At 60.8% G+C, this 24,684-nt stretch carries 23 protein-coding genes and 1 tRNA gene; 10 read left to right on the top strand and 14 right to left on the bottom strand.

Going from position 1 to position 24,684, the window contains the following annotated elements; genetic code table 11:
* Window positions 1-11 precede the first annotated feature (11 nt).
* From DZG07_RS09050 to DZG07_RS09030, 5 genes are all read right to left on the bottom strand, one after another.
* Window positions 12-662: an ABC transporter ATP-binding protein gene (locus DZG07_RS09050; protein ID WP_348626416.1), complete on the bottom strand. Its 651-nt coding sequence runs from the start codon at window positions 660-662 to the stop codon at window positions 12-14.
* A gap of 62 nt (window positions 663-724) precedes the next feature.
* A complete protein-coding gene (locus DZG07_RS09045) occupies window positions 725-1,879 on the bottom strand; it encodes an ABC transporter substrate-binding protein (protein ID WP_119816147.1) in 1,155 nt (384 codons plus the stop codon).
* 22 nt (window positions 1,880-1,901) lie between these two features.
* The gene (locus tag DZG07_RS09040; protein ID WP_119816144.1) at window positions 1,902-2,678 is read right to left on the bottom strand and encodes an ABC transporter ATP-binding protein; all 777 of its coding nucleotides are present in this window, start codon (window positions 2,676-2,678) and stop codon (window positions 1,902-1,904) included.
* A 59-nt stretch (window positions 2,679-2,737) separates the two neighbouring features.
* Window positions 2,738-4,396 (bottom strand): choline dehydrogenase, encoded by a 1,659-nt coding sequence (locus tag DZG07_RS09035; protein WP_119816141.1) that lies wholly within the window; start codon window positions 4,394-4,396, stop codon window positions 2,738-2,740.
* Between the two features lie 221 nt (window positions 4,397-4,617).
* Entirely contained in the window at window positions 4,618-5,319 is a 702-nt protein-coding gene (locus DZG07_RS09030; protein WP_245429634.1) for a GntR family transcriptional regulator, read from the bottom strand.
* A gap of 485 nt (window positions 5,320-5,804) precedes the next feature.
* On the opposite strand from DZG07_RS09030, the gene DZG07_RS09025 reads away from it, so the two are divergent.
* The 4 genes from DZG07_RS09025 (at window position 5,805) to DZG07_RS09010 (ending at window position 11,152) form a co-directional block, all read left to right on the top strand.
* Complete coding sequence (locus tag DZG07_RS09025; RefSeq protein WP_119816135.1) at window positions 5,805-6,854, top strand: phosphotransferase; 1,050 nt, start codon at window positions 5,805-5,807, stop codon at window positions 6,852-6,854.
* A 3-nt stretch (window positions 6,855-6,857) separates the two neighbouring features.
* Window positions 6,858-8,174, top strand: a complete 1,317-nt coding sequence (locus DZG07_RS09020) for an aspartate aminotransferase family protein (protein ID WP_119816132.1) — start codon at window positions 6,858-6,860, stop codon at window positions 8,172-8,174.
* A gap of 14 nt (window positions 8,175-8,188) precedes the next feature.
* A complete protein-coding gene (locus tag DZG07_RS09015; protein WP_119816129.1) occupies window positions 8,189-9,550 on the top strand; it encodes an NAD-dependent succinate-semialdehyde dehydrogenase in 1,362 nt (453 codons plus the stop codon).
* Window positions 9,551-9,676: 126 nt separating this feature from the next.
* A complete protein-coding gene (locus tag DZG07_RS09010; protein WP_245429608.1) occupies window positions 9,677-11,152 on the top strand; it encodes an aldehyde dehydrogenase in 1,476 nt (491 codons plus the stop codon).
* A gap of 434 nt (window positions 11,153-11,586) precedes the next feature.
* Here the strand turns inward: DZG07_RS09010 and DZG07_RS09005 are convergent.
* A tRNA-Ile gene (locus tag DZG07_RS09005) sits at window positions 11,587-11,662 on the bottom strand.
* A 134-nt stretch (window positions 11,663-11,796) separates the two neighbouring features.
* Here DZG07_RS09005 and DZG07_RS09000 point away from each other — a divergent pair.
* Window positions 11,797-12,513, top strand: a complete 717-nt coding sequence (locus tag DZG07_RS09000; protein ID WP_091913131.1) for an SIMPL domain-containing protein — start codon at window positions 11,797-11,799, stop codon at window positions 12,511-12,513.
* A gap of 143 nt (window positions 12,514-12,656) precedes the next feature.
* Here the strand turns inward: DZG07_RS09000 and DZG07_RS08995 are convergent, their stop codons facing one another.
* Together DZG07_RS08995 and DZG07_RS08990 are read right to left on the bottom strand one after the other, a co-directional pair.
* Window positions 12,657-13,061: a hypothetical protein gene (locus DZG07_RS08995; protein WP_119821550.1), complete on the bottom strand. Its 405-nt coding sequence runs from the start codon at window positions 13,059-13,061 to the stop codon at window positions 12,657-12,659.
* 168 nt (window positions 13,062-13,229) lie between these two features.
* A complete protein-coding gene (locus DZG07_RS08990; protein WP_119821548.1) occupies window positions 13,230-13,676 on the bottom strand; it encodes a YcgN family cysteine cluster protein in 447 nt (148 codons plus the stop codon).
* Between the two features lie 195 nt (window positions 13,677-13,871).
* Here DZG07_RS08990 and DZG07_RS08985 point away from each other — a divergent pair, with 195 nt between their 5' ends.
* The 3 genes from DZG07_RS08985 (at window position 13,872) to DZG07_RS08975 (ending at window position 18,401) form a co-directional block, all read left to right on the top strand.
* Window positions 13,872-16,046: an OmpA family protein gene (locus DZG07_RS08985; protein WP_119816123.1), complete on the top strand. Its 2,175-nt coding sequence runs from the start codon at window positions 13,872-13,874 to the stop codon at window positions 16,044-16,046.
* 298 nt (window positions 16,047-16,344) lie between these two features.
* Window positions 16,345-16,881: a TIGR00645 family protein gene (locus DZG07_RS08980; RefSeq protein ID WP_119816120.1), complete on the top strand. Its 537-nt coding sequence runs from the start codon at window positions 16,345-16,347 to the stop codon at window positions 16,879-16,881.
* Window positions 16,882-16,979: 98 nt separating this feature from the next.
* Window positions 16,980-18,401, top strand: a complete 1,422-nt coding sequence (locus tag DZG07_RS08975) for an APC family permease (protein WP_119816117.1) — start codon at window positions 16,980-16,982, stop codon at window positions 18,399-18,401.
* A 9-nt stretch (window positions 18,402-18,410) separates the two neighbouring features.
* Here DZG07_RS08975 and DZG07_RS08970 read toward each other — a convergent pair whose 3' ends face one another.
* From DZG07_RS08970 to DZG07_RS08965, 3 genes are all read right to left on the bottom strand, one after another.
* A complete protein-coding gene (locus DZG07_RS08970; protein WP_119816114.1) occupies window positions 18,411-19,280 on the bottom strand; it encodes an NAD(P)-dependent oxidoreductase in 870 nt (289 codons plus the stop codon).
* Window positions 19,281-19,308: 28 nt separating this feature from the next.
* The gene (locus tag DZG07_RS23795) at window positions 19,309-19,503 is read right to left on the bottom strand and encodes a hypothetical protein (RefSeq protein ID WP_133304732.1); all 195 of its coding nucleotides are present in this window, start codon (window positions 19,501-19,503) and stop codon (window positions 19,309-19,311) included.
* A gap of 288 nt (window positions 19,504-19,791) precedes the next feature.
* Entirely contained in the window at window positions 19,792-20,217 is a 426-nt protein-coding gene (locus DZG07_RS08965; RefSeq protein WP_119816111.1) for a VOC family protein, read from the bottom strand.
* A gap of 69 nt (window positions 20,218-20,286) precedes the next feature.
* Here DZG07_RS08965 and DZG07_RS08960 point away from each other — a divergent pair, with 69 nt between their 5' ends.
* Window positions 20,287-20,895: a TetR/AcrR family transcriptional regulator gene (locus tag DZG07_RS08960; RefSeq protein WP_119816108.1), complete on the top strand. Its 609-nt coding sequence runs from the start codon at window positions 20,287-20,289 to the stop codon at window positions 20,893-20,895.
* A gap of 96 nt (window positions 20,896-20,991) precedes the next feature.
* The gene (locus DZG07_RS08955) at window positions 20,992-21,636 is read left to right on the top strand and encodes a cytochrome c oxidase assembly factor Coa1 family protein (RefSeq protein WP_119816105.1); all 645 of its coding nucleotides are present in this window, start codon (window positions 20,992-20,994) and stop codon (window positions 21,634-21,636) included.
* Window positions 21,637-21,662: 26 nt separating this feature from the next.
* Here the strand turns inward: DZG07_RS08955 and DZG07_RS08950 are convergent, their stop codons facing one another.
* The 3 genes from DZG07_RS08950 to rpoD all read right to left on the bottom strand — a co-directional run bounded on the left by DZG07_RS08950 (window position 21,663) and on the right by rpoD (window position 24,557).
* Window positions 21,663-21,953 carry an HlyU family transcriptional regulator gene (locus tag DZG07_RS08950; protein WP_119821546.1) on the bottom strand — a complete coding sequence of 97 codons (291 nt, stop codon included), beginning with the start codon at window positions 21,951-21,953 and terminating at the stop codon, window positions 21,663-21,665.
* An 89-nt stretch (window positions 21,954-22,042) separates the two neighbouring features.
* On the bottom strand, window positions 22,043-22,336 hold the full coding sequence (locus tag DZG07_RS08945) for a GYD domain-containing protein (protein WP_091913148.1): 294 nt from the start codon (window positions 22,334-22,336) through the stop codon (window positions 22,043-22,045).
* A 187-nt stretch (window positions 22,337-22,523) separates the two neighbouring features.
* Window positions 22,524-24,557, bottom strand: a complete 2,034-nt coding sequence (gene rpoD / locus DZG07_RS08940; RefSeq protein WP_091913150.1) for an RNA polymerase sigma factor RpoD — start codon at window positions 24,555-24,557, stop codon at window positions 22,524-22,526.
* Between the last annotated feature and the right edge of the window lie 127 nt (window positions 24,558-24,684).

Genomic DNA, 24,684 nt, shown 5'->3' with positions numbered 1-24,684 from the left:
CTGGGCTGTCCTTACTGAATCCCGGTGCCGAGATAGGCATCCATCAAGTTTTCGGACTGGACCAGATCGGCGGCATTGCCTTCGTAGGCAATCCTGCCACTGGCCATGATATAGGCGCGATCCGAGATACGCAGCGCTTCCGTGGCATTCTGCTCGACCAGCAGAATGGTCAGCCCCTTGGAGCGCAGGTTCACGATGAGTTCGAAGATGCCCTCGACGATGCGCGGGGCAAGGCCGAGGGACGGCTCGTCGAGCATCAGGAGACGCGGGCGCGACATGAGCGAACGCGCGATCGCCAGCATCTGCTGTTCGCCGCCTGACAACGTCTTGGCGGCCTGGGCGGAACGCTCGCGCAGGATCGGGAACATCGAGAAATAGGTTTCGATGTCCTCAGCGACCTGCCCTCGATCCTTGCGCGTCGCCGCGCCGAGCAACAGGTTCTCGCGCACACTAAGGTCAGCAAAGACACGTCGGCCTTCCGGCGTTAGCGTCATGCCGGAATTGACGATGCCCTCGGTCGCCTGACGAGTAATGTCCCGCCCGTCGAAGGCGACGCGGCCGCCGGCCTTCGGTATGACGCCGACGCAGGCCGCCACGAGCGAGGTTTTTCCTGCACCGTTGGAGCCGAGCAGGGAGACGACTTCTCCTTGCCCTATCGTCAAGCTGACGTCCCGTACGGCACGGATCGCACCGTACTGAACCGTAAGATTGCTGACCTCAAGCATCATGGCGCCGGAACGTATTCCGGCATGATGCTGCCGATAGGTTCGAAGACCCCATTCTTGATGGTCACGACCGTAAGTTCCTTCAAGGGAATGCCCGACCGGCCCTTGTAGGTGATGCTGCCGGACGTGATGCCCTTGAGGTTTTCCGTCTCCGCCAGCGCCGCGTTCACCTTGGCCGGTTCTGCAGACTGGGCCCGCTCAATTGCATCCTTGATCAAAAGGATCGCTTCCCCTGCCAGTGCAAAGAAGACGTTCTGTATCTTGTATCCGCGCTTTGTGCAGTCGTCGTAGAACGCCTTGAGCGGGGTGCCTTCTGACGGGAAGCCGTGCGTGACAAATGTGATGAGATCGGCCCCGCTGCCGGCGATGCTGGGCAGGCCCGGATCGTCATAGGCGTCGGTGCCAACGAACTTGACGTCCATGTTGGCCGCCTTGAACTGACGTGGGAAGACGCCGTTCTCAGGCGTAATGAAGCCGCCGACTATGAGTTCGGGTTTGGGGTCCATCGCCTTGACCGCTGCGATCTGCGCGCTGTAATCTGACAGGCCGACATTGTAGTTGACGGTTCCGACTATGCTGCCGCCAAGCTGCTTGAAGGCGTCGGCAAAATAGTTCGGCACGGCAATGCCGTAGGATCCGAAATCGCGGCTGACCATGAGAGCGGCGGTTTTATAGCCTTGGTCAATGGCGTATTTGGCGATCGCCGCGGCAGCGAGGTTGTCGCCGAATGCGGTGAGATAGGAGTTTGTGGGTGAGGCGAGCGGGAACTGGACCTGCGTCGCCCCAACCGTGAGCACCGGGATATCGCGAGGCAGCGCCAGCGCGGCGACAGGAATGGCTGTGTCATCGCTCGCCGGCGCGAGAAGGGCCGTCACGCCCATATCGATAAGCTCTTGCCTGACGACGCTGGCGGTGACCGCGTCGCTTTTCATGTCGCGCGATTCGAGCACGAGCTTGCGGCCCAGAACCCCGCCCGCCTCGTTGATCCGATCGACTTCGCAGCGGGCCCCGTCGACGCTGTCGTAGGGGGCAAGTACGCCGGTGATCGCTGCATCGTATCCAATGCGGATCGGCTCCGCGTCCTGGGCATAGGCCTGCGCCGAGGACACGCACATGGCGGCCAACGCAACTCCACTCGTCCATTTCCGTTGCATGAGATGTTCCTTTCTGAAGATTCTATTGTTGTTTTTTGCCGAGATAGATTTCGATCACGCGCGGATCGTGCCGAACCGAATGCGGCTCCCCCTCGACCAGCAATTGGCCGAGATGCATCACATAGAGCCGTTGCGAGAGCTCCATGATGAAGTGGAGGTCATGATCGATGACGACGACACCGCAGCCATAGCTGTCGCGAATGGTGCGGATGGAGCCGATCAGCGTCAGGGTTTCCTGCTCGTTCATTCCGGCTGCCGGCTCGTCCAGGAGGAGGATGCGCGGCTTGAGCGCCAGCGCACGGGCGATCTCGACGCGGCGCTGATGCCCGTAGGACAACGTACCGGCAGCAGTATCGGCCATCGCGTCGAGCCCCATGAAGTGGATCAGCTCGTCGATCCCCGCCTCGTCGACGACGGTTTTCGAAACGCGGGCGCGCGTGATGGCCGCGACCTTGATGTTCTCGCGCACGCTCAGCCGCTTGAACAGCCGGATGTTCTGGAAGGTGCGGGCAATGCCGCTCTCGGCGCATTCAACCGCCGATGAGGGCATGAGCGCCTTGCCGTCGAGATAGACCGTTCCCGCGCTGGGTGCCATCGTCCCGGAAATGATGTTCATCAAAGTCGACTTGCCGGCGCCATTGGGACCGATGAGCCCGACGATCTGGCCGACCTCACATTCGAGGTTCACGCCCCGCACGGCGTAGACGCCGCCGAAATTCTTGGTCAATCCCCGCACGCAAAGACCGACCTCGCGCAGCGGCGGCTCACCGGGCTTTTCTGTCGTGGTCGCACTTGCCATATCGAGAGCTCGTCTTGCGATGTTGAATGCAAAGGTCGGTCGCTTTTTCACCCGGCCGACTAGAGTCTCATCTCAGTGCCGATCACGCGTGCCTGCGGACGGGCCGCGCTTCCGCGTCGGTCGGCGCCGTCACGCAAGATGAGGTCGGCCGCCTTTTCGGCGATCATGATCGCGGGTGCATTGGTGTTGCCGCTGACGAGGGTCGGCATGATCGACGCATCGGCGACGCGAAGGCCAGCAACGCCATGGACGCGCAAGCGATCGTCTACGACGGCCATGTCGTCCGAACCCATCTTGCAGGTTCCGACCGGGTGATAGATCGTCTCGACGTTCTGGCGCAGATAGGCGTCGATCTGCGCATCGGTCCTGGCCTCGGGGCCGGGCGCGTATTCGACGCCGCGATAGGGGTCGAAGGCGCTCTGCGCGACGATGTCCCGACCGATCCTGATGCCCTCCCTGAACACGCGGATGTCGTCCGGGTCGGAAAAGTAGTTCGGCTGGATGACGGGATGCTGGACCGGATCGGTGGAGCGGATCTTCAGCCAGCCTCGGCTCTTGGGGCGCGAGATGTTCAGATAGGGCGTGAACCCGTGCTCGGGAATGATCTCCCGGCCATGGTCACGATACATGATCATCTCGAAATGGTACTGAATGTCAGGCGCGACGAGGTCCGGCCGCGACTTGACGAAGGCCAGGGCTTCAATGCCGTGATAGGCGCCCGGTCCGCCCTTGTCCCAGATGTAGCGCGCAAGAGCGAGAGCAGCCTTGACCGGCTTGACATAGGGAAGCAGCGTGATCGGCTGGGTACAGCGGGTCTGGACCCCGACCGCCAAGTGATCCTGCAGGTTCTGACCGACACCGACAAGTGGTGCCTCCACCTTGATGCCAAGCGACAGGAGGTGATCGGGTTCGCCGATGCCGGAGAGCTGCAGCAACTGCGGCGAGTTGATCGAACCGCCGGACAAAATGATCTCACGATCGGCCCGCAGTCGAGCCTTTCGTCCGTTCTTCAGATATTCCACTCCGACCGCCCGGCCGTTCTCGATGAGAACCCGCGTAACGAGCGCCCGCGTCAGCACGGTGAGGTTCGGACGGTTCTTGACCGGGTGTATATAGGAAAAGGCCGCACTCGACCGCACGCCGTTCTCGCCGTCGGTCTTCAGCGTGCTGTCGCAAGGGCCGAAACCTTCGAGATCACCGCGGTTGAAATCATCCTTGTAGGCGTAACCGGCCTGCTTGCCGGCCTCGATGAAGGCTTTGGAAAGTGGATGGCGAATGCCGTGCCGGCTCGTGTAGAGCGGGCCGCCGACACCATGGTAAGGGTCAGCAGGACCATTCCAGTTCTCCGCGCGAAGGAAATACGGCAGGCAATCGTCAAACGACCACCCGGAATTGCCGAGCGAAGCCCAATGATCGTAGTCGGTCGCGCTGCCGCGTATGTAGATCATCCCGTTGACGCAACTGCAGCCGCCGAGCACCTTGGCCCTCGGCAAGAAGAGCGTACGGCCAGATAGGTTCTCTTGCGGTTCGGTATGATATCCCCAGTCGACCTGCCCCGTTTTCATAAGCTGGAAATAGCCCGCCGGCATGCCAATGAACGGACTTCTGTCCCACCCACCCGCCTCCAGCAGCGTGACACGAACAGACGGATCCGACGACAACCGGTTTGCCAGCACACAACCTGCCGATCCGCCGCCAACCACGATGTAGTCCGTCATTTCGTCTTCTCTCCCACACGGCACGCACTCGCCAACGCGCCCGCAATCGACTTCGCGGTCGAAAGAGCGATTGGCGGAGTCGGAAGCGGCATCTCGGCGAGACCCGTCCGCATGAATTTACTTGGTGATCCCGACAAGAGCAATCTGATGTATGATGCATCAGAAGTCAACACGCCTGCCGAACTTTTAGCGCTTCAGGCGCTAACACAATTCGGGGGAGCTTACCGAGGCGCTGCGAGAGCCGAATGAACGGCACTTTGCGCCGCTCCGTCATCCGTGAGCAGGTTTGATGCCAACAAGATGTCTGCCGTTGTATTTATGTCCTGGCGAATTGCCCATTCAGCGGCCTCGCCGTCTCTCCTGCGAAGCGCGTCAAGAATGTCGTGATGATACTGGATCATGCCCCTGCCGCCCTGCATATAGACCGCCGCTATGATGGGCCCCATGCGAAGCCACATGTTCTCAACCATGCTCAGCAGGATCGGAAGACCGGCAATTTCAGCGATCTTGTAATGAAAGAGCCTATTCAGCCGGATCGCCTCACTTGTGACATTCGATGATCGGGCAGTCTCGTTGTCCTCCAGTATCCGAGTTAGCAGTATCTCATTAGTGCGATCGACCTTGTCAGCAGCCAAACGAGCCGCGAGTCCTTCAATGCGAAGCCGTATCAAGCGAATCTCTTGAAGCTGACTGACGCTCATTCGGGGCACACGTATGTCCTTGGGGCCTCTCATCTCAAGCGCCCCGTCCTTTACAAGGCTTAGCAGCGCGTCGCGCACCGGCGTCACACTGACACCCAGTTGATCGGCCAGTGCCCTTATTCTGACTTTATCGTCCGGCTGGAGCCGTCCCTCGATCAATGCAAGCGTGATCTTCGAGTAGACCGCCTCAGAGAGGCTGCTTGTATCAAGCTGATTAAACACATCTTTCAAGTTGCAAACCTCGCCTTCGATCGATTCCTGCGGTCTCGAAATACGACCCTTATAGCAGAAAACCTTGCTGGGGCGACTCGAGACATGATGCATCAAAATGCACTTGACGCATGATGCATCAAAAATCTATAGGTTCAAAGCGCGTCGTCAAGGAGAAGTGAATGGGCACGCTCAAGTCGCATTGGGAGGCGGATCGCCTTGACGCCCAAAGAGCCGAAAGCCTTGGTTAGCACCGATAGCGTCGTCTATCTCTTGAGGGCTTCGGCGACCCGGATCTGCATGTTCGATGCGATCCGCTCGTTGTCCTCAAGGTTTAGCATAGATGCAACCAGAGATTTTGTTCTTGGGCGTATTGGACGAGAGATTTTCGTGAGACCGAGAAAGCAATGGCACTGAAAAAGCCAATGCTCCGGTCTCATCCAACAGAATTGAGCCGCTATCGCCAAGATTTCATACTGGTGTCAATGGATTGTTAAATGGCAGAAAAACTACGCGATACTGGTGGAAATGACGCGCTCTCCAAGCACTGGAATGCGCTCTCGGAGAGCGACGTCAACGATATTCTGGCAGGAACCTACGGCTTGAAAGGAGAGCTCGCGCGCCTCTCAAGCGAACGCGACGAGACTTTCCTTGTAACGTGTCGGCAGGCTGGAAAATTTGTACTCAAGATCGCCAACCCTAGCGAAGATACGATCACGCTCTCATTTCAAGATCGTGTGCTCGAACATCTCAAACATGAATCGCCAAGCGTACCAGTGCCTCGCCTGATTCCTGGCCTGGACGGTCAACTGAGCTCGCTGGTGGAACAGAATGGACAGCCCCGTATCGTTCGCCTTCTAACTTTCCTGGAGGGCGAGCAACAGTTCCGAACACCACCCTCCACCGCGCAAAGCCGAAACACCGGCATTGCGCTCGCGCAGCTCTCGAAGGGGCTGAGTACCTTCCAGGGCACGCTTCCCGCGCACAAACTGTTGTGGGACATCACGCACACACTCGATCTCAAACGCTTTGTGGCGAGCGTCGCAGCCGATCGTCAGTTGCTGGTGAGCCGTGCCCTTGAAGAATTCCAATCGGCGCAGCCAGGAATTCAAGCGTTGAGACGTCGCCAGACGATTCACAACGATTTCAATCCTCACAATATCCTTGTCGATAAGCGCTCCCCCACGCGGATCGTGGGAATTATTGATTTCGGCGACATGGTGTCGGCACCTCTTGTCAACGATCTCGCGGTGGCGCTTTCCTACCACGTCGCGGAGGGGCAGGATTTCGAGCATGCGCGAGCGTTCCTGGCCGGCTTCAGCACCCAGATACCTCTAGACAATTCCGAGCTGGAGTTGCTTCCGGTGCTCATCAAGGCACGGCTTGCAATGACGCTGATCATTACGGAATGGCGCGCCGCGAGCCGCCCGGAAAACCGGAACTATATTCTCCGCAACCATTCGGCTGCCCTGCAGGGCTTGCAACGACTGGGGCGACTTCCCGAGCAAGAACTTCACCATCTCTTGCGTAACAGCTGCGAGGCTTGAATCATGTCGATGGTCAACGCATTCACCAATGAGGATCTCCAGCGGCTTGACGCCCGCGAAAAGTCGCTGATCGAACGACGCGAAAAGGTGCTGGGCCCCGCGTACCGTCTTTTCTACGAACGGCCCTTGCATATCGTGCGCGGCGAAGGTGTCTGGCTGACCGATCGTGACAGCAAGCGCTATCTCGACGCTTACAACAATGTCGCCTCGGTCGGTCACTGCAATCCGCAAGTCGTCGAAGCCATTGCGCGACAGACGACAACGCTAAACACGCACACGCGCTATCTTCATGAAGGTATCGTGGACTACGCGGAAAAACTTACAGCCACGTTCCCACGCGATATCAGCCAGGTGATGTTCACATGCACCGGAAGTGAAGCCAATGACCTGGCTGTAAGGGTCGCCCGGCAAGTGACCGGGGGGGCCGGGATCATTTCCACGAAGCTCGCCTATCACGGGCTGACAAATGCCGTGGCCGAATTTTCTCCATCCCTTGGGGAGTTCGTCAATCTTGGCGAGCATGTCAGGACCGTGCGCCCGCCGGATAGCTATACTGGTTCTGCCACCTCCATCGCCGAGACTTTCGCTAATGGCGTAGAGGAAGCCCTTGCGGACCTCAAGCGGCACGGCATCAAGCCGGCGATGTTCATCGTCGATACAATATTCTCAAGCGACGGGGTCTATGCCGACCCACGCGGCTTCCTGAAGCCAGCCGTCGACCTGGCCCGCAAGGCGGGTGCCCTGTTCGTCGCGGATGAAGTTCAACCGGGGTTTGGCCGCACAGGGGATGAAATGTGGGGCTTCCAGCGCCACGACCTTCTGCCTGACATCGTGACGATCGGCAAACCCATGGGCAACGGCTACCCGATGGCGGGGGTTGTATTGAAACCCGACGTCATCGCGGAGTTCGGACGCAATGCCCGCTACTTCAACACCTTCGGCGGGAATCCTGTGGCAGCGGCTGCGGGAACGGCAGTCCTTGATATAATCCAGAAGCAGCAGCTGCAACAGAACGCGCGTGACGTCGGCGGCTATCTTCTTGAAGAACTTCGCACTTTGGCGACTGATTATCCCCTGATCGGTGACGTTCGCGGCGCAGGCCTCTTCATCGGCGTCGAAATCGTTTCGGACGCCTTTGCCAAAGCGCCAGACGCGAAAACGACAACGCGAATCGTCAATGGCCTGCGTGACCGCTTCGTGCTGATCAGCGCGACGGGCCCGAGAGCCAACGTACTGAAGATTCGGCCGCCGCTCGTGTTTTCGAGGGAGAACGCGGATTTCCTGCTCGACGCCCTGCGCGAGACGCTCCGTTCCCTCTGAAGAAAGCTCGGTCCATGTTCACGACCTATAATCCCGCCACCGGCCTGGAGAGCGCGCGGTTCGCCTATCACAGCCAGGAGCATGTCAAGGATTGCCTGGGCAAGGCGGCCTCGGCCCAGGCCGCATGGAGGTATGAACCCCTTTCAAGCCGCTGCGGCCTACTCTCCCGGATGGCGACGGTGCTCCGGGCACAGAAGGAACGTTATGCCGCACTGATCTCGCAAGAGATGGGGAAACCCATCGCGGACGCCTTGGCGGAAATCGAAAAATGCGCCTGGAATTGTGACTTCTATGCGGAAAATTCTGGCCGATTCCTGGCGCACGACGCTTTTGCGAGCGACTACACCGAGAGCTTCGTTTCATATGATCCGCTTGGGGTCGTGCTCGCCATAATGCCTTGGAACTATCCATTCTGGCAGGTCTTCAGGTTTTTGGCTCCTGCCTTGGCGGCTGGCAACGGAGTACTTCTGAAGCATGCTCTCAACACGCCGTTGTGCGCTCTGGCAACTCAGGAGGTTTTCGAACAAGCGGGAGGACCGGCGGGACTGTTCTGCGCCCTGCTCATAGATACGCCCTCGATCCAGGCGCTGATTGACGATGAAAGGGTGGCGGCTATCACCTTGACCGGCTCGACCCGCGTCGGCGCCATCGTCGGCTCCCAGTCCGCCAAAGCGCTCAAGAAGCAGGTTCTAGAGCTTGGCGGTTCCGATCCATTCATTGTCCTGGCCGATGCGGATCTCCCAAAGTCCGCCAAGGCCGCAGCGAAGGCGCGCTTCAGCAATTGCGGCCAAGCTTGCATCAATGCAAAGCGATTCATTGTCGATAGGTCTGTCGCCGACACATTCGTCGATCTTTTCGCTGCCGAAGTGAGCGAGCTGAAGGTCGGCGATCCTTTCGATCCAATGACGAATATCGGCCCGCTGGCGCGGCACGATATTCGCGAGACATTGCATCACCAGGTAACGCGCTCGATCGAAGAGGGGGCCGTACTGCGCGCGGGTGGCGGGTATTGCGACGGTCCGGGCTTCTTCTACCAGCCGACGATCCTCGACCATGTCCTGCCATCCATGACGGCGTTCCGGGAGGAGACATTCGGGCCCCTCGCCGCGGTTGTCCGCGCGGAAGGGACTGAACATGCCATACGCCTGGCGAACGATACCGAATTCGGCCTCGGTGCCTCGATCTGGACCCAGGATCCCGAATTGGCGAAGCAAGTCGCATGCAGGATCGATGCAGGCGCCGTTTTCATCAATTCCGTCGTGGTCTCCGATCCACGCTTTCCATTCGGAGGGATCAAGCGCTCTGGCTACGGCCGGGAGCTTGGTTCGCTCGGCATAAAGGAGTTCACGAACGCAAAGACGATTGTGGTCTCGTGATCGTCCGGCCTCCAAGCTCACCGGCTGTTGGGCTGGAAGAATAAAAGTTCATTGCCACTGCGAATTCCAGATTTTCTCGGTGGCGTTATCTCGGCGCGCTCAGACATGACGTCCAAAGGAGGAACAATGCAGAATTGGCACGAAAAGGCGACACGGATTTCTTTCCGAAACCAGGCCTTTATCAACGGAAAGTGGGTTGCTTCCGCTTCAGGAAAGGTTTTCGAGGCACGCAATCCCGCGACGAACCACCTACTTGCTTCGATAGCGGAATGCGACGTCGAGGACGTCAACCGTGCGGTCGCGGCGGCGCGAAAGGCTTTCGATTCCGGCGTATGGTCCCGCGCCTCGCCCGAGACGCGGAAGACCGTTCTCGTGCGGCTTGCCGAGCTCATTCGCCAGCATCAGGACGAACTGGCCCTACTCGAGACGCTGGACACCGGCAAGCCGATCGCCAATTCGGTCGCGGCCGACATTCCAGGGTCCGCCGCCACGTTCCAATGGTTCGGTGAAGCGATCGACAAGGTCTATGGCGAGATCGCGCCGACGGAGCTTGGCAATCTGGCTCTGGTTCGCCGGGATGCGCTGGGCGTCGTTGCCTGCGTCGTGCCGTGGAACTATCCGCTGATGATGGCATCCTGGAAGGTCGCGCCAGCCCTTGCGGCAGGAAACTCCGTCGTGCTGAAGCCCGCCGAGCAGACCTCCCTGACGGCGCTGCGCCTAGCGGAGCTCGCGGTGGAGGCAGGCCTCCCTTACGGTGTGCTGAACGTCGTCACCGGGTTCGGCGAGACCGCCGGTCAGGCGCTCGGTCGGCACATGGATGTGGATTGTCTGGCGTTTACGGGTTCCACGGAGGTCGGCAAGTATTTCCTGCGCTATTCCGCGGAAAGCAACATGAAGCCTGTCTGGCTCGAATGCGGCGGCAAGAGCCCCAATCTCGTTTTCAGCGACTGCGACGACATCGAGGCGGCCGCCGACGCTGCTGCGTTCGGCATCTGGTATGATCAGGGTGAGGTATGCACCGCCAACTCGCGATTGTTGGTCGAGGAGAAGATCAAGGACGAGTTCGTCGATCTTCTGAAGAAGCGGGCGCGGGATTACCAGCCTGGCGATCCACTCGACCCCACCACAAAGATGGGCGCGGTTGTCGAGGACCGCCAGACGGCGCGGATCCTGAGCTACATCGAGCAGGGCAAGTCCGTCGCCCGACTGGTCGAAGGCGGCGAGCAGTTGACCATCAGCGGCTCATCGAACTATGTCACGCCGACGATTTTCGACGGCGTCACCAACGACATGGTCATCGCCAGGGAAGAGATATTCGGCCCCGTCCTCTCGGTTCTGTCCTTCCGCGAAGAGGAAGAAGCGGCACGCATCGCTAATGCCTCGATCTACGGGCTGGCGGCCTCGATATGGTCCAACAATCTGAAGCGCGTAATGCGCCTTTCCGATGCTCTTCGCGTCGGCACCATCTCGGTGAATTGCATGGACGCTGTCAGCAACGTTGTACCATTCGGCGGCTTCAAGCAGTCCGGCAACGGGCGTGATCTGTCGCTACATTCGTTCGACAAGTATACGAATCTCAAAACGGTCTGGATAAAGTATTGATCCTAGGATTGGGGCCGCCCGCGTCGGTCGGCCCCAACGCCAGTGCTCGACCGGCCGGGTGGATCGGCTTCACCCATTTTACTCGCACCACGAGCTCTGGACCGCACTTTCGGCTGTCGCCGTCGTACGCGGTTGGATGTCGGATTGCACCCAAGCAATGGGTCGGGGTTGAAAGGTTGGTTCCCTTCCCATCGGAATCGACTGGCATCCTGCCTGGTATCCGGGCAGCGTTGTTATATGGGTCGCGGCGAAATTGGGCGGGTAGTGGATCTACGCGGATCGGAAGAAATCGCGAAGTTCTACCGCAAGCGCCTCCGGCGCCTCCTCCGCCATATGGTACCAGAGGCTTAGAGTCTTGCTCTAATTGCACCCGCGTCAAATCAAATTGCGGCGCGCGGCAAAGTTAATTTGGCAACTCAATCAGAAGAAAGAAATGGTGGGCCCGGAGGGACTCGAACCCCCAACCAAGCGGTTATGAGCCGCCGGCTCTAACCATTGAGCTACAGGCCCCACGCGGGCTGGATAGTGTCTTTTTCGGGTTGGCACAAGGCTTTCTCGGCAATCTCAACAAGGATGCCGCAATCAACTCATAATTGCGGCATAATCCGACTCGTCTAGGGACGACCGACATTGGAGATTTTTGAATGACGAAAGCCTATCTACCCCTGGCACTTGCCGCTGCCCTTGCCGTTCCTGCCGTTGCCGCCTCCGCGCAGTCCATGCCGCCGGCACCCCCGCGCATCATCGTGACCGGCGAAGGCGAAAAGGCCGTCGCTCCGGATTTGGCGCTGCTTTCGCTCAGCGTCATGCGCGAAGCAAAGACGGCGCGCGAGGCGCTGAGCGCCAACAACGACGCCATGGCCGCCGTGATTTCGGCGATGAAGGCCGCCGGTATCGAGGAGCGCGATCTCCAGACTTCCGGCATCCAGATCTCGCCGCGCTACAACTACACCAACAAGCCGGATGGCAGCCAGGACGCCGAACTCGTCGCCTATCAGGTCACCAACACGCTGTCGGTTCGCATCCGCGACCTCGACAAGGCCGGTGACATACTCGACAAGTCGGTCTCGCTCGGCGTCAATCAGGGCGGCGGCATCACCTTCTCCAACAATGATTCGTCTGCCGCCCTCACCGAGGCGCGCAAGTTGGCGGTCAAGGATGCCATCGCCAAGGCCAAGGTGCTGAGCGAGGCAGCCGGCGTGCAGCTTGGCCGCGTGATCGAGATCGCCGACCAGAATTTTGCGCCCCCGCCGATGCCGATGGGCAAGGCGATGTCGTTCGAACGGGCTGACTCTGTGCCCGTCCAGGCCGGTGAGAACTCATACCGCGTGCAGGTAAGCGTGACTTTCGAGATCAAGTAACGGCTCTCGTACAAAAGAAGGCGCTTGCAAAAAACCGGCGCCTTCTCTTCAGAACGCAGCCACTTGAATGGGCCGCGCTTCGACAAAAGAAAAAGCACCGGAAGGTCGAACCCTCCGGTGCTTTCTTCATTCATGCACTGTGATTAGCGCAGAACCGGGCAATTCGGCGAGCGGCCGAAGGTGATCGCCATGCGCTCGCCCCACTTGCGTCCACCGACGGTGATCGTGCGGCGGCTGACATCGACGACGCGAGCACGGTGCAGGCCCATGCGCTCCGCCTTGTTTACGGCGCGATCCGGCGAGCAGGACGGACGATCCCAACGGTCGTCGCGGCGTTCCCAGCGATCGCGGCGCTCCTCGCGACGATCCCAGCGGTCGCGATGATGACGGCGGTATTCACCGTCGCGGACATAGACGCCGACCCGGCCGTCATCGCCGCCGCCGAAATTGAGATAGAGGCCATCGGCATGCGCCGCAGCCGGCATTGCAGAAATCGCGCCCAGCCCGATGAAGGCCGAAAGGGCGGCGGTCTTGAGAATGTTCAACATCGTTTTCTCCTCGTAGGCTGAACCGTTCGCCTCTTGCCGAAGCGATATGGCGACAATGCGCCTCCGAGCCTGAACCGATGTCGAACCGGCCATTCATTTCCGGTTCATACGATAAATCATTGATATGACTTGAAATAATCCGTGCTTAAGAACGCACGGACAGGCCGCTCACGGCTCTTCCTCGAGCATGTAGTCGAAGTAGTCTTCCGGTTCCGCAAGGTCGCTTTCCAGCACCGGCACGCGCCCGCGCATGGAAATTCCGGCTTCGTGGACGGTCTCGGCGCTGCCGGAAAGCAGCGGATGCCACCAGTAGAGATCGTGGCCCTCGGCAACGAGCCGGTAGGCGCAGGTTTTCGGCAGCCAGGAAATGGTGCGCACATTCTGCGGCGTCAGGCCGACACAGTCGGAGACCCGGGCCAGCCGGTTTGCATAATCCGAACAGCGGCAGGTCTTTGCGTCGAACAGACGGCAGCCGACATTTGTCCAATAGATATCGCCGGTGTCCTCGTCCTCGAGCTTCGACAGGCAGCATTTGCCGCAGCCGTCGCAAAGCGATTCCCACTGGGTGGAGGTCATGTCCTCCAGCGCCGTGGTTTTCCAGAAAGCCTTTTCCATAAAGTGCATGTGGCCCGCCTCGCCCGGAAGGTCAAGCAGGCCGGCAAATCCGGCGCAAATCACGAGAAAGCCGCGTTCTCGCCCGAATGCTGACAGGCAATTGCCGCTGCCCAGCCCAGTTGCAGGCCAGACCGGAACAAATTCGCGTGATTGATGTTGAGGTCGGGACGGGACACTGTACAGGAGAATTCGAAGATGAAACGCCAGTCACGGATTTTGGCGGGGACTGCCCTTGGCATATTGATGGCGTCCGCACCGTTGAGCGCTTTTGCGCTCCAGATGGACGCCGGTACCCAAATCGACCCTCGCCCTCAATCGACGCAGATCGTGCAAGCTCCGGTCATTCTCGCGCAGGGAGAAGGCCAGCAGTCGGGCGAAGAACCGCAGGTCGTTCCGAAGAAACGCAAACAGGCGCAGGAACAACAGGCCCCGGACGAGCAGGCTGCGCCAGAACAGAAGCAGCGCCCCGAGCGCGCCCAGAAGCGCCAGGCCGAGCCAGAGGCCGCGGGCGGCGACCAGGGCTCCGGAGACGAGCCGGTACGCAAGGTGCAGCGCAAGCAGCGCGAAGTGCAGGAACAGGCGGCCGAGCCCGAATCCGCACCCATGCAGGAAGAGCAGCCACAACGGCCGAAGAAACTAAAACGCGCATCTGAAGAAGCGCCGATGCAGGCTGAACAGCCCGCGTCTGAGCCTCAGGCTGAACAGCCGGTCAGGCCGAAAAAACAGAAGAAAGCTGCCGAGGAAGCGCCGGTTCAGGCCGAGCAGCCGGCAGCCTCCGAGCCGCAGGCAGAGCAGCCGGCCAAGCCGAAGAAGCTGAAAAAGGCCAGCGAGGAAGCTCCTGCCCAGGCTGCGGAGCCGACGGCAAAGCCACAGCCTCAGCCGGCACAGTCCGACAACGCGCCGGTCAAAAAGGCAGCCGAGCCGGAAGCCGAGGCACCAAAGAAGAAGGCGAAGACGGAAGCACCCGCCTCAGGGGAGGCAGCACAGCCTTCGGGCGAGGCAGCCGCTCCCTCGGCTGAACCGCAGCCGGCCCAGCCCGACGGCAAGCCGGTTCAGGCAAAGCGGCCCGACAAGAAGGGTTCCGGCGAACCCGTCGAGGCGCAGCAGCCCGTCGCACCCGGCGAGCCCGCTCCTTCGGGCGAAACCCAGGCGGAAGGCGTGAGGCCGGCACCCGGCAAGCGTCCGGTCGTGAACGACGGCAGCGCAGCCCCCGTGCTCGACAGCCAGAAGCAGAACCCGCAGGCCGCGACCGGAACTGACGGCCAGCGTCCGCGCAAGCGCCCGCAAGGCTCGTCGGACCAGCCGCAGCAGGACGAGCAGCAGCAGGGCGAGCAGACACAGGGTCAGGCCCGGCCACGACCGGCGCCGGTTGACGCTGGCCCGCCGCCCGCAGACGACCAGGCAGCCCAGCAGGACTTCCAGCGTGAAGACATCCAGCCGGTGCGGGAAGAAAAGGGCGTACGCGTCAAGGAACGCAAGTTCGACATTGCCAAGCGTGAGCGCCCGGAAGGGTCGCAGATCGTCAAGCAGTTCGGCGACCGCATCATCCTGCAGTTCAACAACCAGACCATGGTGGAAAGCAACGAACGGCCGCGCATGCGCCATGGCGCCCGTGACGTCTATTACGAGGATCTTCCCCGTGGCCGCACGCGCGAAACCATCGAGCGGGACGACGGCACCCAGGTCGTGACCATCCGCAACTCCTATGGCGACGTCATCCGCCGCTCGCGCGTCATGCCGGACGGTCAGGAATATGTGCTGACCTATGTCGACGAGCAGAATTACGACCGTGTCCGCGACTGGCGCGATCCGGGCGACGACCTGCCGCCGATGCAGCTGGATATCCCCGAGGACGAGTACATCATGACCTCCGACCAGGTCGAAGATCCTGATGCCTACTACACCTTCCTCGACCAGCCGCCGGTGGAACGCGTCGAGCGCCTCTACTCGGTCGACGAGGTGAAGCGTTCTGCCCGTATCCGCGACAAGACGCGCCGCATCGATCTCGATACGATCACCTTCGAGTTCGGCGCGGACTCCATCGCCGAAAGCGAAGTCCCGCGTCTCGACGGCGTCGCCAAGGCAATGGAGCGCATCCTCAAGGCCAACCCGGCTGAAACCTTCCTGATTGAGGGTCACACCGACGCGGTCGGCTCCGACCTCGCCAATCTGGCGCTGTCGGACAAGCGCGCCGAGGCGGTTGCCGAAGCGCTCACCAACGTCTTCGGCATTCCGCCGGAAAACCTGACCACGCAGGGCTATGGCGAGCAATATCTGAAGGTGAACACGGAAGCGCCCGAGCGCCAGAACCGCCGCGTCGCCATCCGCCGCATCACGCCGCTGGTGGCGCCGGTGGCAAGCGCCAACTAGCTTCGGAAAGGATGACCCGTTTTGGACAAAATCTTGGACGATAATGGATGACAATCACGGTTTCGCGAGTTTAGCGCGCATCCATTGACTCGCGGAGCCAGCCTCACCAGTTCTTGTGGTGAATGGTTCCCTGCCCCATCCCCCTTAGCCGGGGGACTGTGGCGAAAGCCCGGCCGGTCCCCCTCCCCGGCCGGGCTTTTCATTGCGTCCCAAGGCTTGATGCTACGGCGCAAAATTTCCCCTTGCAAACCAATCCTGCCTCGTTGAAAAACAGGCTCCCATCGACCGGAACCATCTGATGAAACGCCTCGAACACGCCATCGAATCCATCATTCTCGCCTCGCGCTGGCTGCTCGTCGCCTTCTATCTCGGTCTGGCGGTAGCACTCGCGATCTACGCCGTCTCGTTCGGCAAGAAGCTGTTCGAGTTCGTCACCACGGTCATGGTGCTCAACGACACTGATACGATTTTGAAAATCCTCAGCCTGATCGACGCTGCCCTGGTGGCGAGCCTTGTCGTCATGGTCATCATCTCGGGCTACGAGAACTTTGTCAGCCGCTTCGACAACCACGATGGCGAAGTCCACTGGCTCGGCACGATCGATGTCGGCTCGCTGAAGATCAAGGTCGCCTCGACCATCGTCGCGATCTCATCGATCCACCTGCTGCAGATCTTCCTCAACCATTCCAGCTACACGGCAGAACAGCTGATGTGGCTGACCATCATGCACCTCGCCTTCGTCGTCTCGGCGCTGATCCTCGCCTATATCGACCGCCTCACCGGCCTGACCAAGATCGGCAAGAAGGGCGACGAGGCCGAAGGGCCGAGCCTGTAGTCCTCCGAGCCGCCTATCCGCAACATCGCTAATTTGACAGCCCGGCCAGCCGTTTATACTCCTACACATGGGGGGTGACTTGCCTGGAGGCCATCGCGATGACCGACGTTCCCACCAGTACAACCCATGGTTCACCAGCGGTCGAGCCCAGTCTCCACCGCGTGATGGGCCCCTGGCTCCTTCTTCTCTTCATCGTCGGCGATATTCTCGGTACCGGCATCTATGCGCTGACCGGCCAGGTCGCCAAGCAGGTCGGCGGCGTCGTCTGGCTACCCTTCCTGGTGGCCTTCGTCATCGCCGTCGTCACCGCCTTCAGCTATCTGGAACTGGTGACCAAATATCCGAAAGCAGCCGGTGCAGCACTCTACGCGCACAAGGCGTTCGGCATCCACTTCATCACCTTCATCGTTGCCTTCGCGGTCATGTGCTCGGGCATCACCTCGGCCTCGACCGCCTCGCGGGCCTTCGCCGCCAACATGTCCCATGCCTTCAATCTCGGCCTGGAAAGCGGCATAGGCATCACGCTGATCGGCCTCGCCTTCATGGCGATCGTAGCCGCGGTCAACTTCCGCGGCGTCGGCGAAAGCGTGAAGGCCAATGTCGTACTGACCTGTGTCGAGCTGACCGGCCTGCTCATCATCATCTTCATCGGCCTGTGGGCTATCGGCGCCGGCGAAGGCGACGTTTCTCGTGTCACGCAGTTCAGCACGGCACCGGACCGCACCGCCTTCTGGGCGGTGATCGGTGCAACGACGCTGGCTTTCTTCGCCATGGTCGGCTTCGAGGACTCCGTGAACATGGCGGAGGAAACCCAGGATCCGACTCGCATTTTTCCCAAAATCCTGCTGCTCGGCCTGCTCATCACCGGCGTCATCTATGTGCTGGTGTCGATCTCGGCGATCACCCTTGTGCCGCCTGAGCAGCTCGGCGAAGGCGAGACGCCGCTGCTCAAGGTGGTCGAAGCCGGCGCACCGAACTTTCCGCTCGAAATCTTCGGCTTCATCACCATGTTCGCGGTCGCCAACAGCGCGCTGATCAACATGCTGATGGCAAGCCGGCTGGTCTATGGCATGAGCCGCGAGCACGTGCTGCCGACGGCCCTCGGCAAGGTTCATCACACACGCCGCACGCCCTATATCGCCATCGGCTTCACCACGCTGCTCGCCTTCGCGCTGATCACCTTCGTCGGCGAGGTTCCGGCGCTGGGCGGCACCACCGCGCTGCTGCTGCTCTGCGTCTTCACGGTCGTGAACATCGCCGTGCTGGTGCTGCGCAAGGACCCGGTCAAGCACGAGCATTTCCGCACGCCGACCTTCCTGCCAGTGGTCGGCGCGCTCGCCTGCGCCTTCTTCGCCGGCCCATGGACCGGCCGCGACCCCATCCAGTACACGATCGCCGGCGTTCTGATCGGCATCGGTGTGTTGCTGTGGTTCGTGACCGTGGCGGTCAACCGCGCCACCGGCGTGAGCCCGGCCGAACCGACGATGGAAGATATCGGCGGCGGCGGCCCGGTGAACTGATCGGCCGCTTTACCCGCCCAGTCCAACCACCTTCGTGTCGGTCTGCGCAAACACTGCGTCCGGCACGAAGAAATCTCCGGCCAATGGGCCCTTCGCACCGGGCGCATACTTGGAAAAGTCGGTCACGCCCGCCTCGCGCAGCAGAAGCTCGTCGATGAAGAAATTGCCGGTCGTCTCGCGCGACGGCCGCGTCAGGATGGCGTGTGCGGCATCGGCCATGATCTCGGGCGAACGGCTCATCGAGGCGACCGCCTCGCCGCCGAGCAGATTGCGGATGGCGGCCGTATCGATTGCCGTCAGCGGCCACAGCGAATTGACGGCAATGCCGTCCCTGGCGAACTCCGCGCTCATGCCCAGCGTGCACATCGACATGCCGAACTTCGCCATCGTGTAGGCAACGTGGTTCTTGAACCACTTCGCTTCCATGTCGAGTGGTGGCGCCAGATTCAAAATATGAGGGTTTTGCGCTAACTTCAGGTGCGGAATGCACATTTTCGAAACGAGGAAAGTGCCGCGCGTATTGATCTGGTGCATCAGATCGTAGCGCTTCATGTCGGTTTCCAGCGTACCGGTGAGCTGGATCGCGCTGGCGTTGTTGATGCAGATGTCGATGCCGCCGAACTTTTCCACGGTCTTCGCAACCGCTTCCGCCACCTGCGCTTCCTCGCGGATATCGCAGATCACCGGCAGCGCCTTGCCGCCGGCCTTCTCGATCTCCTCGGCCGAGGTGTAGATCGTGCCCGGCAGCTTGGGATGCGGCTCGGCGGTCTTGGCGGCAATGGTGACATTGGCGCCGTCGCGCGCAGCCCTCAGCGCGATCGCCAACCCGATCCCGCGCGACCCGCCCGAAATGAAAAGCGTCTTGTTCTTCAGCGACATTTTTATCCCTCCCCTTATGCCTGCACGTTCAGTTGGTGGTCACCACCGTATCCGTCGATCCCGTCGAGACGCCTGACGTTCCCACGCCCACCGAGCCGGTCTTGACCCGCGTCGTCGCGGTACCGTCAGCAATCGTTGTACCGAAAACGCCGCCACCCATCGCGCAGCCGGACAGGACCATCGCCGTAAGGGCACAAGACAAAGCATTTCGAAACCAGCGCATGACATAACCTCTCTACCATTCTTTTCCGAAACGGCAGAAGGGATCAAGAATTCGTCCTTTTCGCGGATGTTGTCTTTGAGAAAGACCCCCACCCCTAACCCCTCCCCACAAGGGGGAGGGGGACGATTTCATCGCCTTGATCACCAAGCACGGCGAAGATTGAGACTGGTCGACGGTGCAGCAGAAGTCCCCCTCCCCCTTGTGGGGAGGGGTTAGGGGTGGGGATGCGACACCGAGTTCGGGTCCATCAGAAAAAGGCAGATGAAACATGCCCTGCCCGCTCCAGGTTCAACCAGCAACCCCCTCCAGATACTGCGCCGCGAACTCCTCGCTCGGCGGGATCGGCTTGATTACATCGATCAGCACGCCGTTCGGATCGGCGATGATGAAATGGCGCTGGCCGAAAGGCTCGTCACGCAGCGTCCGCAGAATCGGCAGGCCTGCCGCGAGAATGCGCGCATAGATCGCGTCCGGGTCCTTCACCTCGAAATTGATCAGCAGGCCGGCCGCACTCTTGCCCCGCGCAGGCTCTGGAATCGTCTCGTGATCGGCCTGGACGATGCCGAGATTGACGCGCTTGTCCTCCGATGACTGGAGATGGACATACCAGTCGCTCTCGAACAGCGGCGCGAAGCGCAGGTGCTCTTTATAGAAGCTCGCAGTCCCGGCGACATCGTCCGTCATGATCACTGGATAATAGCTGGTGGTTTTCATGGCTTCCAATCTCCTCTGGAAATACATACAGTCTGCATGTAACTTCGAAATAACATACAGGCTGCATGTATGCAACTAGAAACCAGTCGGCGTTCCAACCGCGAGCGCACCGAAGCAACACGCGCGGACCTCATCGCCGCAGCGCGCAAGCTCTTCATCGAAAAATCCTACGCGGAAACCGGAACACCGGAGATCGTCGCAGCCGCCGGCGTCACGCGCGGCGCGCTCTACCATCATTTTTCAGACAAGCAGGCGCTGTTCCGGGCCGTGGTCGAACAGGAGGCGCAGGCCGTGGCTGACGAAATAGAACGGGCCTCCCCCGAAACGCTGTCCGCCCGCGAAGCCCTGATAAGGGGCGGCGAGGCTTTTCTGGTCGCCATGAGCGCGCCCGGCCGAACGCGGCTGCTGCTGCTCGACGGGCCGGCCGTGCTTGGCCGCGCTGTCATGGACGCAATCGACGGCCAGAACGGCACCCGCACCCTGCGCGCCGGTCTCGCGATCGCCATGCGCGAGGGCGTGATGAAGAAACTGCCGCTCGACGCCATAACCGCGCTGCTATCGGCAGCCTTCGACCGCGCAGCGCTTGCCATAGAGACCGGCGCATCAAGGCAGGATCACACAGCCGCCCTCGCCGCAATGATCGACGGCCTGCTGATTGACGGTGCGCAAAACACGTGATCTGGACGCAACTGGTGGTTTTGTTCGCGCCTTGGGGCATGTACAAAGGCCAAGCACGAGCGTTCGGGAATCGGACGATAATGACCGGAGAATGAAATGGCCCGTGAAGCGCTGAACAGCCCCGCCGAGATCCCGGACGAACTCGACCGCTGGAACTGGGGCGCGTTTTTCCTCAACTGGATCTGGGGCATCGGCAACAGCACCTTCATTGCGCTTCTCGCCCTGATCCCTGGGGTCAACATCATCATGATCATCGTGCTCGGATTGCGGGGCAGCCGCTGGGCCTGGCGCAACCGCTACTGGCGCGACGCCGAGCATTTCCGCAGCACCCAGCGCAAATGGGCGATCGCCGGCCTGATCATCTGGGTTCTCGGCTTCGTCGCCGCAGCAGCCATGATCGTCACCGTTCCCATGACGATGAAGAACAGCGGTGCCTATCACATCAGCATGGACGCCGTGCGCGCCAACCCGGAAGTCCAGAACGCGCTGGGCAGCAATATCTCGGAGAAATTCTGGATCGGCGGCAGCGTCGACATTCAGGCCGGCGGCACCGGCTCAGCACAGCTCAGCATTCCCGTTCAGGGCGACAAAGGCACCGGCACGGTGACCTCAAATGCCATTCGCACCGGCGGCCAGTGGGACGTTCGGCTTCTGGTCGTGACGGTTGAGGGCACCGACGCGCCCATCGTCCTGATCAACAAGGACCAGCTTGTCATCCCCAATGCCGCGATAAACATGTAGCCCGTGGCTGCATGGCGTGTTGAGAGTCAGCCGAAGATCTTGTCGCCCTGCTCCTCGATCAGCTGCTTGCCCTTCTTGAAGGCGACGTCGATCGCATCGTCCAGAGACGCAAAACGGTCGGCGCGGATGAAGCGGTGCTCCTTGACGACGCCGTCGATTTCCTTCGAGACGACGCCGCAGGTCTGGAACTGCCCGCCTTCCTTGAAAGGCGTTGCCTGGATGCGAAATCCGTTGTGCTCGATCTCCTTGCCGGCGACCGGCGCCGCTTGGCCGGTTTCGCTACCGCCGCCACCGAAAAGACGCTTCAGAAAAGACATGCACACCTCGTTTCTTGCCTGGGACATAAGTTAACCCGTTCCGGCAAACCAGTCGAGGCAATACGAGGCCGAAAGTCTGTGGCACACGCCTACCCAAGCGAGGCGATGATCTCGCGGTAAGCTGCTTCCGGAAACGCCTTGAGCGTGCAACTGCGCACATTGCCGCCCATGCCGAGTTGCAACGCGAAGCGCGCCGCGACTGCATCATCCGGCGCCTCGCAGACCGCAACCATGTCGTGCTCGCCCATGGTCATGTAAAATGCCTTGAAGGACCCGCCCATGTCGGCGAGCTGTTTTCTCGCAGCATCGAGCCGGCGCGGCGATTCGCGCACGTTCTTCACGCCCGTTTCCGTCCAGTTCAGAAGCATGATGTAGGTCGTCACGGTACACCTCCCTCCGGTGCCGTGACTCGGGTCAGCGCCGTGTCAGGCGGCCGGGTTTATAGCCCTCCGCTTCTGCCACCCATATTATGAGCCGATGCTAAAATACCGGCAAGCTAGCTCAACGGTGGATGCCAACGAAAAAGGGCGGCCTGAGCCGCCCTTTTCATGTCGTGCATTATTGCGCGATTTAGCTGTCGAGGAAGCTGCGCAGCTTGCGCGAGCGGCTCGGATGCTTGAGCTTGCGCAGCGCCTTGGCTTCGATCTGACGGATACGCTCGCGGGTAACCGAGAACTGCTGGCCGACTTCTTCCAGCGTGTGGTCGGTGTTCATGCCGATGCCGAAGCGCATGCGCAGCACGCGCTCTTCGCGCGGCGTGAGCGAGGCCAGAACGCGCGTGGTCGTCTCGCGCAGATTGGCCTGGATTGCCGCGTCGATCGGCAGGATCGCCATCTTGTCCTCGATGAAGTCGCCGAGGTGCGAATCCTCCTCGTCGCCAACCGGCGTTTCGAGCGAGATCGGCTCCTTGGCGATCTTGAGAACCTTGCGCACCTTTTCGAGCGGCATGGCGAGCTTTTCGGCCAGTTCTTCCGGCGTCGGCTCGCGGCCGATCTCGTGCAGCATCTGGCGCGAGGTGCGCACGATCTTGTTGATCGTCTCGATCATATGCACCGGAATGCGGATGGTACGAGCCTGATCGGCGATCGAACGCGTGATCGCCTGCCTGATCCACCAGGTCGCGTAGGTCGAGAACTTGTAGCCGCGACGGTATTCGAACTTATCGACCGCCTTCATCAGGCCGATATTGCCTTCCTGGATAAGATCGAGGAACTGCAGGCCGCGGTTGGTGTATTTCTTGGCGATGGAGATGACGAGGCGCAGATTGGCCTCGACCATCTCCTTCTTGGCAATCGCTGCTTCGCGTTCGCCCTTCTGCACCTGGTTCACGATCTTGCGGAATTCCGCGATCGAGATGGCGGTTTCGGTGGCGAGATTCTGGATCTCGGCGCGAAGGTCGCGGATCGTATCCTTCTCGCGCGTGGTGAATTCCTTCCAGCCACGCGACGTCAGATTGGAGATCGAGCGCGTCCAGTTGGGGTCGAGCTCGGAGCCGTGGTATTCCTTCAGGAACTCCTCGCGGCGCACGCCAAAGCTTTCGGCGAGCCGAAGCAGCTTGCCTTCGTTCTGCACCAGGCGCTTGTTGATGTCGTAGAGCTGCTCGACCAGCGCCTCGATGCGGGCGTTGTTGAGCGACAGCGACTTCACGGCGGTGATGAGCTGGTCCTTCAGCTCCTTCAGGCGGCGGTCCTGACTGGGCGACAGGGTGCCCTGCGCCGCAAGGCGGTTTTCCACCTGCTGGTCCTGAAGCTTGCGCAGCTTCTTGTAGGTGTCGGCGATGACGTCGAGCGTCTCCATGACCTGCGGGCGAAGCTCCGCTTCCATGGCTGCCAGCGAAAGGCTGGCCTCGTCTTCGTCCTCGTCTTCTTCTTCCGAGCGGTTTTCGCCGCCGACATTGGTGATGTCGTCATCGTCGCGCGAACGGCGCGGCGGGTTGCGGTCCTCGGGCGTCTTGGGGCGTTCCAGCTCTTCCTGGCGCTCCAGCGTCGGTGCCTGCCTGGCCTCGGGGCCGGCATAGGTGGCTTCGAGATCGATGATCTCGCGCAGCAGGATCTTGGCCTCGTTGAGTTCGTCACGCCAGATGATGATGGCCTGGAAGGTCAGCGGGCTTTCGCAAAGACCCGCAATCATCGTCTCGCGGCCGGCCTCGATGCGCTTGGCGATGGCGATTTCGCCTTCGCGCGACAGAAGCTCCACCGAACCCATCTCGCGCAGATACATGCGGACGGGATCGTCGGTGCGGTCGGTCGGCTCTTTCTTGGTCGTGGTGGCGGCAACGGCCGTGCCGGTCTGCTCGGCAAGCTCGTTGGCGTCCTCCTCGGCGTCGGCAGCATTATTGCTTTCGCCTTCGGCCTCTTCGCCGGCCTCGTCATCCTCGACGACATTGATGCCCATGTCCGAAAGCATGGCCATGGTGTCCTCGATCTGCTCGGAGGTCACTTCCTCCGAGGGCAGCACCGAGTTCAGCTCATCCATGGTCACATAGCCGCGCTTCTTCGCGACCTTGATCATCTTCTTGACAGCATCATCGGAAAGGTCGAGCAGAGGGCCATCGGTGGCGCCTTCGCGTTCGGTCTCGACCTCTTCCTTTTCCTTTGTCGCCATTCTTTTGCTTTCTCCAAGCCGGATGTTGCGAAGCCTTCGAGACTCCGATAACCCGGGCAAATCAACACACGCTTTACTGCGATTCACGAGCCAGTAGCAGCGCGTGTCTTAAGTCCTGATTAACCCT

The organism is Mesorhizobium sp. DCY119 (assembly GCF_003590645.1).
In the GTDB taxonomy this organism is placed as follows: Bacteria; Pseudomonadota; Alphaproteobacteria; order Rhizobiales; family Rhizobiaceae; genus Mesorhizobium_M.
Note: the sequence above shows the minus strand (reverse complement) of the source record. Positions and strands in the feature narration are given on the sequence as shown.

Coding starts and splice junctions, on each gene's coding strand:
- DZG07_RS09045 (WP_119816147.1), bottom strand. CDS start 1,879: ATGCAACGGAAATGGACGAGTGGAGTTGCGTTGGCCGCCATGTGCGTG.
- DZG07_RS09040 (WP_119816144.1), bottom strand. CDS start 2,678: ATGGCAAGTGCGACCACGACAGAAAAGCCCGGTGAGCCGCCGCTGCGC.
- DZG07_RS09035 (WP_119816141.1), bottom strand. CDS start 4,396: ATGACGGACTACATCGTGGTTGGCGGCGGATCGGCAGGTTGTGTGCTG.
- DZG07_RS09025 (WP_119816135.1), top strand. CDS start 5,805: ATGGCAGAAAAACTACGCGATACTGGTGGAAATGACGCGCTCTCCAAG.
- DZG07_RS09020 (WP_119816132.1), top strand. CDS start 6,858: ATGTCGATGGTCAACGCATTCACCAATGAGGATCTCCAGCGGCTTGAC.
- DZG07_RS09015 (WP_119816129.1), top strand. CDS start 8,189: ATGTTCACGACCTATAATCCCGCCACCGGCCTGGAGAGCGCGCGGTTC.
- DZG07_RS09010 (WP_245429608.1), top strand. CDS start 9,677: ATGCAGAATTGGCACGAAAAGGCGACACGGATTTCTTTCCGAAACCAG.
- DZG07_RS09000 (WP_091913131.1), top strand. CDS start 11,797: ATGACGAAAGCCTATCTACCCCTGGCACTTGCCGCTGCCCTTGCCGTT.
- DZG07_RS08995 (WP_119821550.1), bottom strand. CDS start 13,061: ATGTTGAACATTCTCAAGACCGCCGCCCTTTCGGCCTTCATCGGGCTG.
- DZG07_RS08990 (WP_119821548.1), bottom strand. CDS start 13,676: ATGGAAAAGGCTTTCTGGAAAACCACGGCGCTGGAGGACATGACCTCC.
- DZG07_RS08985 (WP_119816123.1), top strand. CDS start 13,872: ATGAAACGCCAGTCACGGATTTTGGCGGGGACTGCCCTTGGCATATTG.
- DZG07_RS08980 (WP_119816120.1), top strand. CDS start 16,345: ATGAAACGCCTCGAACACGCCATCGAATCCATCATTCTCGCCTCGCGC.
- DZG07_RS08975 (WP_119816117.1), top strand. CDS start 16,980: ATGACCGACGTTCCCACCAGTACAACCCATGGTTCACCAGCGGTCGAG.
- DZG07_RS08970 (WP_119816114.1), bottom strand. CDS start 19,280: ATGTCGCTGAAGAACAAGACGCTTTTCATTTCGGGCGGGTCGCGCGGG.
- DZG07_RS23795 (WP_133304732.1), bottom strand. CDS start 19,503: ATGCGCTGGTTTCGAAATGCTTTGTCTTGTGCCCTTACGGCGATGGTC.
- DZG07_RS08965 (WP_119816111.1), bottom strand. CDS start 20,217: ATGAAAACCACCAGCTATTATCCAGTGATCATGACGGACGATGTCGCC.
- DZG07_RS08960 (WP_119816108.1), top strand. CDS start 20,287: ATGCAACTAGAAACCAGTCGGCGTTCCAACCGCGAGCGCACCGAAGCA.
- DZG07_RS08955 (WP_119816105.1), top strand. CDS start 20,992: ATGGCCCGTGAAGCGCTGAACAGCCCCGCCGAGATCCCGGACGAACTC.
- DZG07_RS08950 (WP_119821546.1), bottom strand. CDS start 21,953: ATGTCTTTTCTGAAGCGTCTTTTCGGTGGCGGCGGTAGCGAAACCGGC.
- rpoD (WP_091913150.1), bottom strand. CDS start 24,557: ATGGCGACAAAGGAAAAGGAAGAGGTCGAGACCGAACGCGAAGGCGCC.